Annotated in this window: 16 protein-coding genes; 13 read left to right on the top strand and 3 right to left on the bottom strand. The window is 61.3% G+C overall.

Going from position 1 to position 16,429, the window contains the following annotated elements; all coding sequences use genetic code 11:
* Nucleotides 1-18: 18 nt before the first annotated feature.
* From thiE to KL786_RS19175, 3 genes are all read left to right on the top strand, one after another.
* A complete protein-coding gene (gene thiE, locus KL786_RS19185; RefSeq protein ID WP_032861719.1) occupies nucleotides 19-642 on the top strand; it encodes a thiamine phosphate synthase in 624 nt (207 codons plus the stop codon).
* A 17-nt stretch (nucleotides 643-659) separates the two neighbouring features.
* Nucleotides 660-1,943, top strand: a complete 1,284-nt coding sequence (gene hemL / locus KL786_RS19180; RefSeq protein WP_215518619.1) for a glutamate-1-semialdehyde 2,1-aminomutase — start codon at nucleotides 660-662, stop codon at nucleotides 1,941-1,943.
* Nucleotides 1,944-2,168: 225 nt separating this feature from the next.
* On the top strand, nucleotides 2,169-2,723 hold the full coding sequence (locus tag KL786_RS19175) for a tetratricopeptide repeat protein (RefSeq protein WP_215518618.1): 555 nt from the start codon (nucleotides 2,169-2,171) through the stop codon (nucleotides 2,721-2,723).
* A 118-nt stretch (nucleotides 2,724-2,841) separates the two neighbouring features.
* Here KL786_RS19175 and KL786_RS19170 read toward each other — a convergent pair whose 3' ends face one another.
* On the bottom strand, nucleotides 2,842-3,168 hold the full coding sequence (locus KL786_RS19170) for a DUF1820 family protein (protein WP_003215457.1): 327 nt from the start codon (nucleotides 3,166-3,168) through the stop codon (nucleotides 2,842-2,844).
* Nucleotides 3,169-3,300: 132 nt separating this feature from the next.
* Here KL786_RS19170 and miaB point away from each other — a divergent pair, with 132 nt between their 5' ends.
* The 5 genes from miaB to lnt all read left to right on the top strand — a co-directional run bounded on the left by miaB (nucleotide 3,301) and on the right by lnt (nucleotide 8,724).
* Nucleotides 3,301-4,629: a tRNA (N6-isopentenyl adenosine(37)-C2)-methylthiotransferase MiaB gene (miaB, locus tag KL786_RS19165; RefSeq protein ID WP_215518617.1), complete on the top strand. Its 1,329-nt coding sequence runs from the start codon at nucleotides 3,301-3,303 to the stop codon at nucleotides 4,627-4,629.
* A 225-nt stretch (nucleotides 4,630-4,854) separates the two neighbouring features.
* Nucleotides 4,855-5,859, top strand: a complete 1,005-nt coding sequence (locus KL786_RS19160) for a PhoH family protein (RefSeq protein WP_029292238.1) — start codon at nucleotides 4,855-4,857, stop codon at nucleotides 5,857-5,859.
* A complete protein-coding gene (gene ybeY / locus KL786_RS19155) occupies nucleotides 5,852-6,310 on the top strand; it encodes an rRNA maturation RNase YbeY (RefSeq protein ID WP_065942800.1) in 459 nt (152 codons plus the stop codon). The genes KL786_RS19160 and ybeY overlap by 8 nt, the downstream gene beginning before the upstream one ends.
* Before the next feature lie 42 nt (nucleotides 6,311-6,352).
* The gene (locus KL786_RS19150) at nucleotides 6,353-7,192 is read left to right on the top strand and encodes a CorC family transporter (protein WP_032861714.1); all 840 of its coding nucleotides are present in this window, start codon (nucleotides 6,353-6,355) and stop codon (nucleotides 7,190-7,192) included.
* 8 nt (nucleotides 7,193-7,200) lie between these two features.
* Nucleotides 7,201-8,724, top strand: coding sequence for an apolipoprotein N-acyltransferase (lnt, locus tag KL786_RS19145; protein WP_215518616.1), 1,524 nt, complete (start codon nucleotides 7,201-7,203; stop codon nucleotides 8,722-8,724).
* A 66-nt stretch (nucleotides 8,725-8,790) separates the two neighbouring features.
* On the opposite strand, the gene KL786_RS19140 is transcribed toward lnt, so the two are convergent.
* Both KL786_RS19140 and KL786_RS19135 read right to left on the bottom strand, forming a co-directional pair.
* Nucleotides 8,791-9,552 carry a YdcF family protein gene (locus tag KL786_RS19140; RefSeq protein WP_215518615.1) on the bottom strand — a complete coding sequence of 254 codons (762 nt, stop codon included), beginning with the start codon at nucleotides 9,550-9,552 and terminating at the stop codon, nucleotides 8,791-8,793.
* An 84-nt stretch (nucleotides 9,553-9,636) separates the two neighbouring features.
* The gene (locus tag KL786_RS19135) at nucleotides 9,637-9,954 is read right to left on the bottom strand and encodes a hypothetical protein (protein WP_215518614.1); all 318 of its coding nucleotides are present in this window, start codon (nucleotides 9,952-9,954) and stop codon (nucleotides 9,637-9,639) included.
* 262 nt (nucleotides 9,955-10,216) lie between these two features.
* Here KL786_RS19135 and leuS point away from each other — a divergent pair, with 262 nt between their 5' ends.
* The 5 genes from leuS to KL786_RS19110 all read left to right on the top strand — a co-directional run bounded on the left by leuS (nucleotide 10,217) and on the right by KL786_RS19110 (nucleotide 16,383).
* Complete coding sequence (gene leuS / locus KL786_RS19130; protein ID WP_215518613.1) at nucleotides 10,217-12,823, top strand: leucine--tRNA ligase; 2,607 nt, start codon at nucleotides 10,217-10,219, stop codon at nucleotides 12,821-12,823.
* A 90-nt stretch (nucleotides 12,824-12,913) separates the two neighbouring features.
* Nucleotides 12,914-13,519 carry an LPS-assembly lipoprotein LptE gene (locus KL786_RS19125; protein WP_215518612.1) on the top strand — a complete coding sequence of 202 codons (606 nt, stop codon included), beginning with the start codon at nucleotides 12,914-12,916 and terminating at the stop codon, nucleotides 13,517-13,519.
* 39 nt (nucleotides 13,520-13,558) lie between these two features.
* On the top strand, nucleotides 13,559-14,596 hold the full coding sequence (holA, locus tag KL786_RS19120; protein ID WP_032861707.1) for a DNA polymerase III subunit delta: 1,038 nt from the start codon (nucleotides 13,559-13,561) through the stop codon (nucleotides 14,594-14,596).
* A 235-nt stretch (nucleotides 14,597-14,831) separates the two neighbouring features.
* A complete protein-coding gene (gene arfA, locus KL786_RS19115) occupies nucleotides 14,832-14,996 on the top strand; it encodes an alternative ribosome rescue factor ArfA (protein WP_032861705.1) in 165 nt (54 codons plus the stop codon).
* A 61-nt stretch (nucleotides 14,997-15,057) separates the two neighbouring features.
* Complete coding sequence (locus tag KL786_RS19110) at nucleotides 15,058-16,383, top strand: lytic murein transglycosylase (protein ID WP_215518611.1); 1,326 nt, start codon at nucleotides 15,058-15,060, stop codon at nucleotides 16,381-16,383.
* Nucleotides 16,384-16,429 lie beyond the last annotated feature (46 nt).

The following is a 16,429-nucleotide window of genomic DNA, read 5'->3' as shown; positions in this document are numbered from 1 at the left end:
TATCAAGGGGCCTGCTCGATGAAACTACGTGGCCTGTATGCCATTACCGACAGCCAACTATTGGCCGGTAAGTTCCTATCCTACGTCGAGGCCGCGCTGGAAGGCGGCGTGACGTTGCTGCAGTACCGCGATAAAAGCAGCGACGAGGCCCGGCGCCTGCGCGAAGCCGAAGCCCTGCGTGAACTGTGCTCGCGCTACAAGACCCAGTTGATCATCAATGACGATGCCGAACTGGCCGCGCGCCTGGGCGTCGGCGTCCACCTCGGCCAGACCGACGGCCCGCTGACCCCGGCCCGTGCGCTGCTGGGGCGCCATGCAATCATCGGTTCCACCTGCCACAGCCAGATCGAACTGGCCGAACAGGCCGCGCGCGAAGGCGCCAGCTATGTCGCCTTTGGCCGTTTCTTCAACTCCAGCACCAAACCCGGCGCCCCGGCAGCCACCCTCGAAATGCTCGCCCAGGCCCGCGCCCGCTTGCAGGTGCCGATCTGCGTGATCGGCGGTATCACCCTGGAAAATGCCCCGCCCCTGGTCGAGCACGGCGCCGACCTGCTGGCCGTGGTCCACGGCCTGTTCGGTGCCGACAGCCCCCAGGAAGTGACGCGCCGCGCCCGCGCCTTCAACGAACTCCTTAAATCCTGAATTCAGAGAGCCTGCCCATGTCTCGTTCCGAAACCCTGTTTGCCAATGCCCAGAAACACATCCCCGGCGGTGTGAACTCCCCCGTGCGTGCGTTCAAGAGCGTTGGCGGCACCCCGCTATTCTTCAAGCATGCCGAAGGCGCCTACGTCACCGACGAAGATGACAAGCGCTATGTGGACTACGTGGGTTCCTGGGGCCCGATGATCCTCGGCCACAGCCACCCCGACGTGCTGGACGCGGTGCGCAAGCAACTGGAGCATGGCCTGTCCTACGGCGCGCCAACCGCCATGGAAACCGAAATGGCGGACCTGGTGTGCTCGATCGTGCCGTCGATGGAGATGGTGCGCATGGTCAGCTCCGGCACCGAGGCGACCATGAGCGCGATCCGCCTGGCCCGTGGATTCACCGGCCGCGACAGCATCATCAAGTTCGAAGGCTGCTACCACGGCCACTCCGACAGCCTGTTGGTCAAGGCCGGTTCGGGCCTGCTGACCCAGGGCGTACCAAGCTCGGCCGGCGTGCCGGCGGCGTTCGCCAAGCACACCCTGACGCTGCCTTTCAATGACATCGCTGCCGTCGAAACAATGCTCAGCGAAGTCGGCCAGGACGTGGCGTGCATCATCGTCGAGCCGGTCGCCGGCAACATGAACTGCGTGCCACCGGCGCCGGGTTTCCTCGAAGGCCTGCGCGAGCAGTGCGACAAACACGGCGTGGTATTGATTTTCGACGAAGTGATGACCGGTTTCCGTGTTGCCCTCGGCGGCGCCCAGGCTTACTACGGCGTCACGCCGGACCTGAGCACCTTCGGCAAGATCATCGGCGGCGGCATGCCGGTGGGCTGCTTCGGCGGCAAGCGCGAAATCATGCAGCACATCGCGCCACTGGGCCCGGTCTACCAGGCCGGCACCCTGTCCGGTAACCCGTTGGCCATGGCCGCCGGCCTGACTACCCTGCGCCTGATCAGCCGCCCGGGCTTCCATGCCGAGTTGACCGACTACACCACGCGCCTGCTGGACGGCCTGCAACAACGCGCCGATGCGGTGGGCATCCCGTTCGTCACCACCCAGGCCGGTGGCATGTTCGGCCTGTATTTCAGTGGCGCCGACGACATCGTGACCTTTGACGATGTGATGGGCAGCGATGCCAACCTGTTCAAGCGCTTCTTCCACCTGATGCTCGAAGGCGGTGTGTACCTGGCACCGAGTGCCTTTGAAGCCGGCTTCACCTCCATCGCCCATGGCGAAGCCGAGCTGAAACTGACCCTGGATGCTGCCGAGCGTGCCTTCGCCGCACTGAAGTAAGCCAGCCAAAACCTGACGTCGCCCCTGGCGGCGTCAGATTTGCTACCTTGCTTACAGAAATTTCCTTCTTTTTTCGAGAAATCACCTGCAATCCGGCAGATAACTTGCCCACGCAGCAGAAAAACGAGTAAAGACTTTGTAAGCAGAGGCCTGCTTATTTCATAATGCGCGCTTATTGGATCCCCACGTGGTTCCACGCGCCCCGTCAGAGGTAAGTCGATTCCCATGAAACGCACCGGCCGCACCCTGGTTCTGGGCTGCCTGTTGCTCCTTCAACCGCTGCTTGCGCATGCACAAGCGGGCGGCAACTCGTTGTTGATCCCAGCGATGGGTCGTTGCACCCTCAATACTCAGCCAGAAAGCCAGGCCGAGGCCCTGAGCGCCTGCCAGACCCTGGCCGATGGCGGGGATGCGCAGGCGCAATACGAGTTGGGCGAATTTTTCTATGACGACAAGAATCCCTCCCGTGACCTCAATAAAGCCCTGAGCTTTTTCGAGAAAGCCTCGTTGCAGGGGCATGCGCAAGCCCAATTCAAGCTGGGCAGCATGTTCTTTCATGGGGAAGGTGTGCCGGCCAATAACGTGCAGGCGTATATCGTGCTGAAGATGGCGGCGGTCAATGGCGCCGAAGATGCGCTCGACACCGCCGACGAAGTGGCCGAGCACATGCAGCGCGACGAGTTGGAAGTGGCGACCCAGGTGCTGGGGCAGATTTTCCGCAATTACTTGCAGGAATTGCAGAGTGCGGATGGGCGTTCGCCTTTCTCGCCGCTGCCCTGACATTATCTAAACCCTTCTGACGCCATCGCAGGCAAGCCAGCTCCCACATTTGAATGTGTTCACAAATCAAAATGTGGGAGCGGGCTTGCTCGCGAAGGGGTCGATGCGGTCTAAAAGACTACTTCTCAGGCATCGGCATCGGAAACGGCATGACATTGCTCATGCCCCGCGCTTCGCTGATCTTCGGCGTGCCCAGGCGCTCGACTTCATCGATGCGCACAATCGAATGCATCGGCACAAAACTGCGCACCACGCCTTCGAACTGGGCCTTGAGCTTTTCCTCGCCCGGATCGACGACCAGTTGCGTGCGCTCGCCAAAGACGAACTCTTCCACTTCCAGGAAGCCCCACAGATCACTTTGATAGATCTGCTTGGCGTACATTTCGAACACCTGGCCCTGGTTAAGGAAAATCACCTTGTAGATTGGAGCTTCACGTTTGGTCATGGGGGGCGGGTAGCACATCGGCGGATATAAATGAGGGCGCGAACTATAGCATGGCACCCGATGCACAGTGCTAGGAACCAATGGGCATGCCCCCTATAATGCGCGGTTCTTTACCACCAGTTGACGATTCCCATGGCCAAGAAGCTTTACATCGAAACCCACGGTTGCCAGATGAACGAGTACGACAGCTCGCGCATGGTCGATCTGCTGGGTGAACATCAGGCCCTGGAAGTCACGGCGCGCGCCGAAGATGCCGACGTGATCCTGCTCAATACCTGTTCGATCCGCGAACGGGCCCAGGACCGGGTCTACTCGCAACTGGGCCGCTGGCGTGAATTGAAACTGGCCAACCCGGACATGGTGATCGCCGTCGGCGGTTGCGTCGCCAGCCAGGAAGGCGCGGCCATTCGCGACCGTGCACCTTATGTCGACGTGGTCTTTGGCCCGCAGACCCTGCACCGCCTGCCGGAGATGATCGACGCTGCGCGCATCACCAAGTTGCCGCAGGTGGACGTCTCGTTCCCGGAAATCGAAAAATTCGACCATTTGCCCGAGCCACGCATCGACGGCCCGAGCGCCTACGTGTCGGTGATGGAAGGTTGCAGCAAGTACTGCACCTTCTGCGTGGTGCCTTATACCCGGGGTGAAGAAGTCAGTCGGCCGTTCGACGATGTGCTGGCGGAAATCATCCACTTGGCCGAAAACGGCGTGCGTGAAGTGACCCTGCTGGGGCAGAACGTCAACGGCTATCGTGGCCAGACCCACGACGGGCGCCTGGCGGACCTGGCCGAACTGATCCGCGTGGTCGCGGCGGTGGACGGTATCGAGCGGATCCGCTACACCACCTCGCACCCACTGGAATTCTCCGACAGCCTGATCCAGGCCCACGCCGAAGTGCCGGAGCTGGTCAAACACCTGCACTTGCCGGTGCAATCGGGCTCGGACCGCATCCTGTCGGCGATGAAGCGCAACCACACGGCCCTGGAGTACAAGTCCAAGCTGCGTAAACTGCGCGCCGCCGTGCCGGGCATCTGCATCAGTTCGGACTTTATTGTCGGCTTCCCCGGCGAGACCGAAAAAGACTTCGAGCAGACCATGAAGCTGATTGAAGACGTCGGGTTCGATTTCTCCTACTCCTTCGTCTACAGCCAGCGCCCCGGCACACCGGCCGCCGACCTCGCGGACGAAACTCCGGAGGCGCTGAAAAAGGAGCGCCTGAACGCGCTGCAGCATCGCCTCAACCAGCAGGGTTTCGAGATCAGCCGACAAATGGTCGGTTCAACCCAGCGCATCCTGGTTACCGATTACTCGAAGAAAGACCCGGGCGAATTGCAGGGACGGACCGAGAACAACCGGATCGTCAACTTCCGCTGCGATAACCCGACGCTGATCGGCCAGTTCGCCGACGTGCACATCGACGCGGCGCAACCGCACTCGCTGCGCGGCTCGCTGATCCAGTAGCCCGTCAATACGCCTGACTGATGGAGATCAAAATGTGGGAGCGGGCTTGCTCGCGAATGCGGCGGATCAGTGACAGATGCATTGACTGACACACCGCTATCGCGAGCAAGCCCGCTCCCACATTGAAACCGTGCAGCATTCCGATAACTTAAGTGCTTTCGCACACCGGCAGCTGGCGTTATCCTCTATTTCACCTAAACAGCCAAAGGGCGGCTAAAAGCAACCTTGAACGCACCCATAGCAGAACCCCATCGTTTTCTCCTTGAGCCGTTTGAGGCTCGCCGTTTCGCCAACCTGTGCGGACAGTTCGACGAGCACCTGCGCCTGATCGAACAACGCCTGAGCATCGAGATCCGCAACCGCGGCAATCAGTTCGAGCTCATTGGTGAACCCCAGCACACTACGTCTGCAGAAAACCTGCTGCGTCGCCTCTACCGTGAAACCAAGGGTAGCGAGCTGTCGCCGGAAACCGTGCACCTGTACCTGCAGGAATCCGCCGTAGAAGACCTGGCCAACAACCCGGTGGCCGAAGCCAGCGTGGCGCTGCGCACCAAAAAAGGCATGATTCGCCCACGCGGCTTGAATCAGCAGCGCTATGTCAAAGAGATCCTCGGCAACGACATCAACTTCGGCATCGGCCCGGCCGGTACCGGCAAGACTTACCTGGCCGTCGCCTGTGCGGTTGACGCCCTGGAGCGCGAACAGGTGCGACGCATCCTGTTGGTGCGCCCGGCGGTCGAAGCCGGCGAGAAACTGGGCTTTCTGCCCGGCGACCTGGCCCAGAAGATCGACCCCTACCTGCGCCCGCTCTACGATGCGCTGTATGAAATGCTCGGCTTCGAATACGTCGCCAAGCTGATCGAACGCCAGGTGATTGAGATCGCCCCGCTGGCCTATATGCGCGGTCGGACCCTGAACAACAGCTTTATCATCCTCGACGAAAGCCAGAACACCACGGTCGAGCAGATGAAGATGTTCCTGACCCGGATCGGCTTCGGCTCCACGGCAGTGATCACCGGGGATATCACCCAGGTCGACCTGCCCAAGGGCACCAAGTCGGGACTGGGCCAGGTGATCGAAGTCCTCAAGGACGTGCCGGGGATCAGCTTTACCCACTTCATGCCCAAGGATGTGGTGCGTCACCCGCTGGTCCAGCGCATTGTCGAGGCCTACGAGCGCTTCGAACACCGCGACGACGGCCTGTCCAAGGACAACCGCCGCGATGCTTGAGCTTGACCTGCAACTGGCCACCCAAGCGCCAGCCCCCAGCGAAGAACAGTTTCGCCAATGGTGCACACTGGCCCTGCGCCAGCGCACCGCCGACTCGGAACTGACCATTCGTCTGGTGGACGAGCCTGAAGGCCGCGAGCTGAATCACACCTGGCGCCAGAAAGACTACGCAACCAACGTGCTGTCATTTCCCGCCGACGTACCGGATGAACTGCTGGATATCCCGCTGCTGGGTGACCTGGTGATCTGCGTCGCGGTGGTAGAGCGCGAGGCGAAGGAACAAGGCAAGGCTCTTGAGGCCCACTGGGCCCACTTGGTCATGCACGGCTGCTTGCATCTGTTGGGTTACGACCATATAGATGATGAGGAAGCCGAAGAAATGGAAGCACTGGAACGAACGTTGCTTGCAGAGTTGGGTCATCCTGACCCGTATGCAGACGACGAACACTAATCGACACTCAACTGAAACAATCAAGGATTTAGAGTAATCGCTATGAGCGAAGACCGATCGAGCAACGGGCAAAAGTCATGGCTGGGCAAACTGACCCAGGCTTTTGCCCACGAGCCGAAAAACCGCAAGGAGCTGCTGGAGCTTCTGCGCGAGGCCCATCAGAACAAGTTGCTGGACAGCGAAGCGCTGGCCATCGTCGAGGGCGCCATCCAGGTGGCTGACCTGCAAGTGCGGGACATCATGGTCCCACGCTCGCAGATGATCAGCATCAAGGCGACCCAGACCCCACGCGAATTCCTCCCGGCCGTGATCGACTCGGCGCACTCGCGCTACCCGGTGATCGGCGAAAACCATGATGAAGTCATGGGTGTCCTGCTGGCCAAGGACTTGTTGCCGCTGATCCTCAAGGAGAACGGCGACAGCTTCAACATCAAGGACCTGCTGCGTCCTGCCACTTTCGTGCCTGAATCCAAGCGCCTGAATGTGCTGCTGCGCGAGTTTCGCGCCAACCACAATCACATGGCCATCGTCATTGACGAATACGGCGGCGTTGCCGGCCTGGTAACTATTGAAGACGTGCTCGAACAGATCGTCGGCGATATCGAAGACGAACACGACGTCGAAGAAGACAGCTACATCAAGCCACTGCCCAGCGGTGACTTCCTGATCAAGGCGCTGACGCCGATCGAGAACTTCAACGAGTTCTTCGACAGCGAATTCTCCGACGATGAGTTCGATACCGTGGGCGGCCTGGTGATGAGTGCGTTTGGCCATCTACCCAAGCGTAACGAAACCACCGAGATCGGCGCCTATCGCTTCCGCATCCTGAATGCCGACAGCCGTCGCATCCACCTGATCCGCCTGACACCTATTGCCCGCTAAGGACTGATATGCGCCGTCTCACCGCACCCGGCTGGCCCGGTAACCTGCTGGCCGTGGTGGCCGGTGCTATCACCACCCTGGCGCTGGCGCCGTTCGATATCTGGCCGCTGGCACTGGTGGCGGTCGGGGTGTTCTATGCCGGGATGCGCCAACTGACCCCGCGCCAGGCCTTCGGGTGTGGTTGGTGTTTCGGTTTCGGCCTGTTTGGCGCGGGCACCAGTTGGATTTACTACAGCATCCATCACTTCGGCGGGGCTTCGGTGCTGCTGGCCGGGCTGCTGATGCTGGCGTTCACCGCTGCGATTGCCCTGTTCTTTGCCCTGCCTGCCTGGCTCTGGGCGCGCTGGATCCGCCGTAACGAAGCGCCGCTGGCCGATGCCTTGGCGTTTGCCGCACTGTGGGTGGGCCAGGAAGCATTTCGCGGCTGGTTCCTCACCGGTTTCCCCTGGCTGTACTCCGGCTACAGCCAACTCGACGGGCCGCTGGCCGGGCTCGCGCCGCTGGGCGGGGTGTGGCTGATTTCCTTTGCCCTGGCCCTGAGCGCTGCGCTGATGGTTAACCTGCCGCGACTGCTGGCAGCCAGGCGCAACGTGTTTGTCGGCGCCGGCCTGGTACTGCTGGTCGCACCATGGGCCATTGGCCTGGCGCTCAAGCACCACGCCTGGACCAGCCCCGCAGGTGAACCGCTGACCGTCGCGGCGATCCAGGGCAATGTCGAGCAGAGCATGAAATGGGACCCGGCGCAGCTCAACGAGCAACTGGCGCTGTACCGCGACATGAGCTTTGCCTCCAAGCGCGTGGACCTGCTGATCTGGCCGGAAACCGCCGTGCCCGTGCTCAAGGAGTCCGTCGAGGGCTACCTGGGGATGATGGGCAAGTTCGCCGCCGACCGGAACGGCGCAATGATCACCGGTGTGCCGATTCGCCAGGAAGTACGCCATGAAAAGCGCTACTTCAATGGCATCACCGTGGTCGGCCAGGGTGATGGCACCTATTTGAAGCAGAAACTGGTGCCCTTTGGCGAGTACGTGCCGCTGCAGGATGTGCTGCGCGGACTGATTGCGTTCTTCGACCTGCCGATGTCGGACTTTGCCCGTGGCCCCGAAGACCAGGCTCTGCTGCAAGCCAAGGGCTATCAGATCGCCCCGTATATCTGCTACGAAGTGGTCTACCCGGAGTTCGCCGCAGACCTCGCCGCCCGCAGCGACTTGCTGCTGACCATCAGCAATGACACCTGGTTCGGCACCTCCATCGGCCCCTTGCAGCACCTGCAAATGGCCCAGATGCGTGCCCTGGAGGCCGGCCGCTGGATGATCCGCGCCACCAACAACGGCGTGACCGGCCTGATCAACCCGTTTGGGCAGATCACCGAGCAGATCCCGCAGTTCGAGCGCGGCATTCTCTACGGGGAAGTGGTGCCGATGCACAACCTGACGCCGTACCTGCAATGGCGCTCGTGGCCGCTGATCATCCTGTGCCTGGGGCTGTTTGGCTGGGCACTGCTGGCCGGGCGCATGGCCAAGACTGTCTAGGCAGAAAAACACAAAACCCAAACCTAATGTGGGAGCGGGCTTGCTCCCACAGGTTGATGTGTGGCGTTAACGGTAGAACAGGCGGTAACCCACCTGCCCCACCGCCTCATTGATCAACTGCCCGCTCTGCCAGATCGACTTGAACTCCGGCATCCAGCCGCCCAGCGGCCGGGCGTTGTCCACGCCCAGGAAGCCGACCGGGGCCGGCACCACGGTAAAGCCGGCTTTCTCGAAGCTCCACACTGAACGCGGCATATGCCAGGCCTGGGTCACAACCACCACGCGCTTGACGCCCTGGGGCAACAGGATCTCGGCGCTCATCTGTGCATTTTCCCAGGTAGTACGGCTGCGCTCTTCCTTCCAGCGCACGACCACACCAAAGTCTTGCTGCATCGACACCGCCATCAACTCCGCCTCGCTGGGCGGCGTGCCATAGTGCAAGCCGCCGGTGACCAGCACCGGCAGCCCCGACGCCTTGGCCAATCGCGCGGCATAGCGCTGGCGCTCAAGGCCGACACCGGTCGGCTGATCAGCGCCCCAGGCCGGATCGCCCCGCTCACGACCCGAGCCCAACACCACAATGGCATCGGCTCGTTGCGCCAGGCTGGCCCAGTCCTCCAGGGCCAACGGCGGTTCGGTTTCCAACGTGCGTGCGCCCCACTCCACCATTACCGGCAAACTGATCAGCCACATCCCGCCAAACCCCAAGGCAAAGCACACCCCGGCCAAGCGCGGGCGGCTGCGACGAAACCACCAGGCAAGGGCCAGCAACAGCAAGAGAATGCCGGGCGGCAGCAATAATTGTTTGATGAAATAACGAATAGGCATCGAGCATCTCCAAAGATGCCCGAAGCCTAAGGTGTAACGGGGTTTAGCGACAATCTTTACAAGCGGCGGATAACGCTGATCAAGTTACTTGAATCGTGCAGACCGCAGCTTTTCCGGGCCGCGGCCGGCCGACAAGTCCTTGAGCCATACCACCTTGGACGATCGCACCGGCTCCCTGGCTGGCACAGGAGCCACCCATTGCGGGATTGGGCACGCGTTCAAGTCCAGGTAGGCCTTGATCACTTCAAACTCTGCGGGGCTCAAGCCTCGCAGTTCCAGCTCATCAGGCCGCTCGTCACGCAATCGGCCTGCGGTTCTTGCTGCGTCCAGTGCTCGACCCAAGCGGTCGATCAGTCCTTCATACACTTGCGGTTTCGTTCTCATTCGCTGCGAATCAACCATCCCCTCACCTCATTAAAGATAAGTCTCACTCCCCAATAAACAGCGTAGCTGTGCTGACGCAACCAACCGCACGCCGCGACCAACGGCCTGCGCTGCGCAATCAGGGTTTCCCTCGATAGAGTGGGGTCATGTATGCTACGGCGCTTCCTGTAACTCCACTTCCCGCAGGGTTTGGGCACGGACGCGCCGCTGTTTGGTGTCGATCAACCCGAACGTTGCACCGAAGAGGATTAGGCCACCCCTATTCAGTTCAAAAGTAGCCATGCACGAACAATATCAGCCCCGTGAAATAGAAAATGCCGCCCAAACCTTCTGGGACGAGCAAAAGTCCTTTGAAGTCAGTGAACAGCCAGGCAAGGAGACTTTCTACTGCCTATCGATGTTCCCTTACCCCAGCGGCAAACTACACATGGGGCACGTGCGTAACTACACCATCGGCGACGTGATCTCCCGCTACCAGCGCATGCTCGGCAAGAACGTCCTGCAACCCATGGGTTGGGATGCCTTCGGCATGCCGGCGGAAAACGCCGCGATGAAGAACAACGTAGCGCCCGCCAAGTGGACCTACGAAAACATCGCCTACATGAAGACCCAGTTGCGCAGCCTGGGCCTGGCCGTGGACTGGTCCCGCGAAGTGACCACCTGCAAGCCCGATTACTATCGCTGGGAACAATGGCTGTTCACTCGCCTGTTCGAAAAAGGCGTGATCTACAAAAAAAGCGGCACCGTGAACTGGGATCCGATCGACCAGACCGTGCTGGCCAACGAACAAGTGATCGACGGCCGCGGCTGGCGTTCCGGCGCGCTGATCGAAAAGCGCGAAATCCCGATGTACTACTTCAAGATCACCGCCTACGCGGATGAACTCTTGTCGAGCCTCGACGATCTGCCGGGCTGGCCCGAGCAAGTCAAGACCATGCAGCGCAACTGGATCGGCAAGTCCAAGGGCATGGAAGTGCAGTTCCCGTACAACGTCGATTCCATCGGCGCAGAGGGCGCACTGAAAGTCTTCACTACCCGTCCGGACACCCTGATGGGCGCCACCTACGTGGCCGTGGCCGCGGAACACCCGCTGGCCACCCAGGCTGCACAGAACAACCCTGAGCTGCAGGCGTTCATCGCCGAATGCAAAGGCGGCAGCGTGGCTGAAGCCGACGTCGCCACCCAGGAGAAAAAAGGCCTGCCGACCTCGCTGTTCGTCGAGCACCCGCTGACCGGCGAGAAACTGCCGGTATGGGTCGCCAACTATGTGCTGATGCACTACGGCGATGGTGCAGTAATGGCCGTGCCGGCCCATGACGAGCGCGACTTCGAGTTCGCCACCAAGTACAACCTGCCGATCAAGTCAGTGGTGCGTACCAGCTCCGGCGATACCAACCCGGCCCCGTGGCAAGACGCCTACGGCGAGCACGGCACCCTGATCAACTCCGGCGAGTTTGACGGCCTGGACTTCGTCGGTGCCTTCGACGCCATGGAAGTCGCACTGATCAAGAAAAACCTCGGCGCCTCGCGCACCCAGTTCCGCCTGCGCGACTGGGGCATCAGCCGCCAGCGCTACTGGGGCTGCCCGATCCCGATCATCCACTGCGAAAGCTGTGGCGACGTGCCGGTGCCAGAAGATCAACTGCCGGTCGTGCTGCCAGAAGATGTGGTGCCGGACGGCGCCGGCTCGCCATTGGCGCGCATGCCCGAGTTCTACGCGTGCAGTTGCCCGAAATGCGGTGCACCTGCAAAGCGTGAAACCGACACCATGGACACCTTCGTCGAGTCCTCGTGGTATTACGCCCGTTACGCCTCGCCACACTATGAAGGCGGCCTGGTGGAAAAATCCGCAGCCGACCACTGGTTGCCGGTGGACCAGTACATCGGCGGTATCGAGCACGCGATTCTTCACCTGCTCTACGCGCGCTTCTTCCATAAGCTGATGCGTGACGAAGGCCTGGTGAGCTCCGACGAGCCGTTCAAGAACCTGCTGACCCAAGGCATGGTGATCGCCGAGACTTACTATCGCCGCGAAGCCAATGGCGCCTATACCTGGTTCAACCCGGCGGACGTTGAGCTCGAGCGTGACAGCAAGGCCAAGGTGATCAGCGCCAAGTTGAAATCCGACGGCCTGCCGGTGGAAATCGGCGGCACCGAGAAGATGGCCAAGTCGAAAAACAACGGCGTTGACCCTCAGTCGATGATCGACCAGTTCGGCGCCGATACCTGCCGCCTGTTCATGATGTTCGCCTCGCCGCCCGACATGAGCGCCGAATGGTCCGACTCCGGCGTCGAAGGCTCGCACCGCTTCCTCAAGCGCGTCTGGCGCCTGGCGCATGCCCATATCAGCCAGGGCTTGCCGGGCAAACTGGACGTGGCGTCGCTGAACGACGAGCAAAAACTGATTCGCCGCAGCACCCACCTGGCCATCAAGCAAGCCAGCCAGGACGTGGGCCAGCACCACAAGTTCAACACCGCCATCGCCCAGGTGATGACGTTGATGAACGTGCTGGAAAAAGCCCCGCAGGTCACCGAGCAGGACCGTGCGCTGGTACAGGAAGGCCTGGAAACTGTCGTCCTGCTGCTGGCGCCGATCACCCCGCACATCAGCCACGACCTGTGGAGCCAATTGGGCCACAGCGGCGCGGTGATCGACGCTACATGGCCGGTCGCGGATGACAGCGCCCTGGTACAGGACACGCTGCAACTGGTGATTCAGGTCAACGGCAAGCTGCGCGGCCAGATCGACATGCCTGCCAGCGCCAGCCGTGAAGAAGTCGAGGCAGCTGCGCGCTGCAACGAAAACGTGCTGCGTTTCACCGAAGGCCTGACGATCCGCAAAGTGATCGTGGTGCCCGGCAAACTGGTCAATATCGTCGCTAGCTAATCGGATCGGGCGCCAGGGCAAGAGCCTTGGCGCCGAACAAAACCTCCAGGGCCTCGATAAGGCCCACATGGTTTCAAGGGGAGCAATAAAATGATCAAACGCAACCTGCTGGTTATGGGCCTTGCCGTATTGTTGAGCGCTTGCGGCTTCCAGCTGCGCGGCACCGGCACTACTGAGCTGGCTATCAAGGAGCTGGATGTCAGCGCACGCAACGCCTATGGTGAAACCGTGACTCAGCTGCGTCAAACCCTGGAAAACAGCGGCGTCAAAGTCTATTCCGGCGCAGCTTACAAACTGGTGCTGGTCGACGAGAAAGAAACCCAGCGCAACCTCAGCTACGCCAGCGCCGGTCGCTCTTCGGACATTGAGCTGAGCAGCGTGCTCGTGTTCCAGATCCAGGGCCACGACCAGTTGCCACTGATCAGCGACAAGCTGCAAGTGCAGAAAGTCGTGACGCATGACGGTAACAACCTTGTCGGTTCGGATACCGAGGTCAACCAGGTGCGCAATGAAATGCGCCGTGACCTGGTCCAGCGTATGGTCCTGCGTCTGCAGATGATCAGCCCGGCCCAACTGGATGCCCTGCAGCAGACTGCCGACGCCAAGGCCAAGGCGGATGCCGAGGCGCTGAAAGCCGCGCAAGACTATGAAAACAGCATCCCCAAGCAATCGCCTGTTGAAGTCCCAGCCGAGTAAACCAGACGGGGCGCGTCATGCGCCCCGTCCACCCAGCCTATGAAACTCGCCCCCGCCCAACTCGCCAAACACCTGCAAGGCAGTCTTGCGCCTGTGTACATCGTCAGCGGCGATGACCCGCTGCTGTGCCAGGAAGCCGCCGACGCCATTCGCCAAGCTGCGCGCCAGCAAGGCTTTGATGAACGCCAGGTGTTCAGCGCCGACGCCAGCTTCGACTGGGGCACCCTGCTCCAGGCCGGGGCCAGCATGTCGCTGTTTGCCGAAAAACGCCTGTTGGAATTGCGCCTGCCCTCGGGCAAGCCCGGCGACAAAGGCGCGGCAGCCCTGATGGAATACTGTGCTCGCCCTGCCGAGGACACGCTGTTGCTGATCAGCTTGCCCAAGCTCGATGGCAGTGCGCAGAAGACCAAGTGGGGCAAAGCGCTGGTGGAAGGGGCGCAAACCCAGTTCATCCAGATCTGGCCTGTCGACAGCAACCAGTTACCGCAATGGATTCGCCAGCGCCTGTCGCAAGCCGGGCTGTCTGCCACCCAGGATGCTGTCGAGCTGATTGCTGCTCGGGTCGAGGGCAACCTGCTGGCCGCCGCCCAGGAAATCGAAAAACTCAAGCTGATGGCCGAAGACGGGCAAATCACCGTCGAAACCGTGCAAGGTGCGGTGGCCGACAGTGCGCGTTTTGACGTATTCGGGCTGGTGGACGCGATTCTCAATGGCGAACCGGCGCATGCCCTGCGCATGCTCGAAGGGCTGCGCGGCGAAGGCGTGGAGCCGCCAGTGATTCTCTGGGCCCTGGCCCGCGAACTGCGCGTGCTGGCCAATATTGCCCTGCAATACAGCCAAGGCACGCCACTGGACAAATGCTTCAGCCAGGCCCGTCCACCCGTGTGGGACAAGCGCAAGCCACTGATGAGCAAGGCCCTGCAACGGCACTCGGCGCAACGCTGGGCGCAATTGTTGCTCGAAGCCCAGCGCATCGATGCGCAGATCAAGGGCCAGGCTGCCGGGTCGCCGTGGATGAGTTTGAGCCGTTTGTCGCTGCTTATGTCAGGCCAACGCCTGGCACTCCCCGCCGAATAACAAATCCCCAGAGCAATACAAAACCAATGTGGGAGCGGGCTTGCTCGCGAAGACGGTGTGTCAGTCAATGGACCAGGTGACTGACACTGCGCTTTCGCGAGCAAGCCCGCTCCCACACAAGCCGGCATTTCACATTCAGACCGAGGCCATGTCCTACATCGCGCCGGGCTGGACAGCCGGCAAACTTCGGCAGATGATTCGCACCGCATCACCCACCCATCGGAGAGCACCGATCATGAGCAAAAAGCCATCCAAGCATGGCCCCAACAAGGCCAAATCCCTCATTGCCCAGCCGTTGTTCCGCAGTCGCCAGGAACGAGCCGGCAAAGGCAAAGGCAGCTACCGCCGCGAAGCCTTCCAGTCTAATAGCTGGGAGGCTTCTTACTTTCTGGCTGCCTGAAGGCAAGCGCCCCTCTGGCATGATAAGGTCTGCACCTGATTCGTATTTCCTGGACCTGTGCATGCCCTCTAGTCTTTCCCGTCGTTGGCACCTTCGCCAATTGATTGCTGCCTCCAGCCTGATCCTGTTAGTCGCCTGCGCCGAAAAACCTACCGCCGCCGACGCTCAGCCCCTGCCTACGTTCCTGCCCGCACCGGTTGCCGCACCTGCCGTAGTTGCGCCCCTGGCCGTGACCAATCTTGATATCCAACCGACCCAGACCTTCGCCGAATGGCAGGCAGGTTTTCGCGTCGAAGCCCTGAAAGCCGGCATTACGCCTGCAGTGTTCGACAGCGCCTTCGCCAACGTTACCCCTGACATGGCGATCATCCGTGCCGACCGCAGCCAGCCGGAGTTTTCCCGGCCGGTGTGGGAATACCTCAACGGCGCCTTGTCGGCGTTGCGCGTGCGTAACGGCCAGGCATTGCTGATCAAGCATGCCGATATCCTGCAAAGCATCGAACAACGCTACGGCGTGGATCGCCAGGTATTGGTCTCGGTATGGGGCATGGAAAGCAACTTCGGCTCGTTCCAGGGCAACAATTCGGTGATCCGCTCCCTGGCGACCCTGGCCTACGAAGGCCGTCGCCCGGCATTCGCCCAGGCGCAATTGCTGGCCGCGCTGCAAATCATCCAGCACGGTGATATCCCGGCCGAGCAGATGCGCGGCTCCTGGGCCGGCGCCATGGGCCAGACCCAATTCATTCCAACCACCTACAACACCCACGCGGTGGACTTCGACGGTGACGGGCGCCGCGACATCTGGAACAGTTCCGCCGACGCCCTCGCCTCCACCGCGCACTACCTGCAAAGCTCCGGCTGGCAGAAAGGCCAGCCGTGGGGCTTTGAGGTGCAGCAATTGCCGGCAAACTTCGATTACGCCCTGGCTGATGGCGTAGTGCGCAAGCCGGTGGGTGAATGGCTGAAACTCGGGCTGCAGGTGCCGCCCGGTGCCAGCGTCCCGCCCAATGTCGAGGCGCTGTCCGCCGCCCTGCTGCTGCCGGCCGGCCATCGTGGCCCGGCGTTCCTGGTGCTGGATAACTTCCGCGCAATCCTCAAGTACAACAACTCGTCGTCCTACGCCCTGGCGGTCGGCCTGTTGTCCGAGCGCTTTGGCGGTGGCGGGGTGATTCGCGGGGATTGGCCAACGGACGAACTGCCACTGACCCGCTCCCAGCGTATCGAGCTGCAGACGGTGTTGAGCGCCAAGGGTTATGACGCTGGCAACCCGGATGGGATTATCGGCGCCAATACGCGCAAGGCGATTCGTGCGGCGCAGCAGTCGCTGGGCTGGCCGGCGGATGGGTATCCGACGGTGAAGTTGCTGGAATCCTTGCAGAACCGCTAGAACTGCGTAAGGCAACTGCCGTTATCGCGGGCAAGCCCGCGATAAC

The organism is Pseudomonas sp. TAE6080 (genome assembly GCF_018732265.1).
Lineage (GTDB): Bacteria > Pseudomonadota > Gammaproteobacteria > Pseudomonadales > Pseudomonadaceae > Aquipseudomonas > Aquipseudomonas brenneri.
The sequence above is the reverse complement of the archived record's forward strand: the minus strand, read 5'-3'. Positions and strand labels throughout refer to the sequence as shown.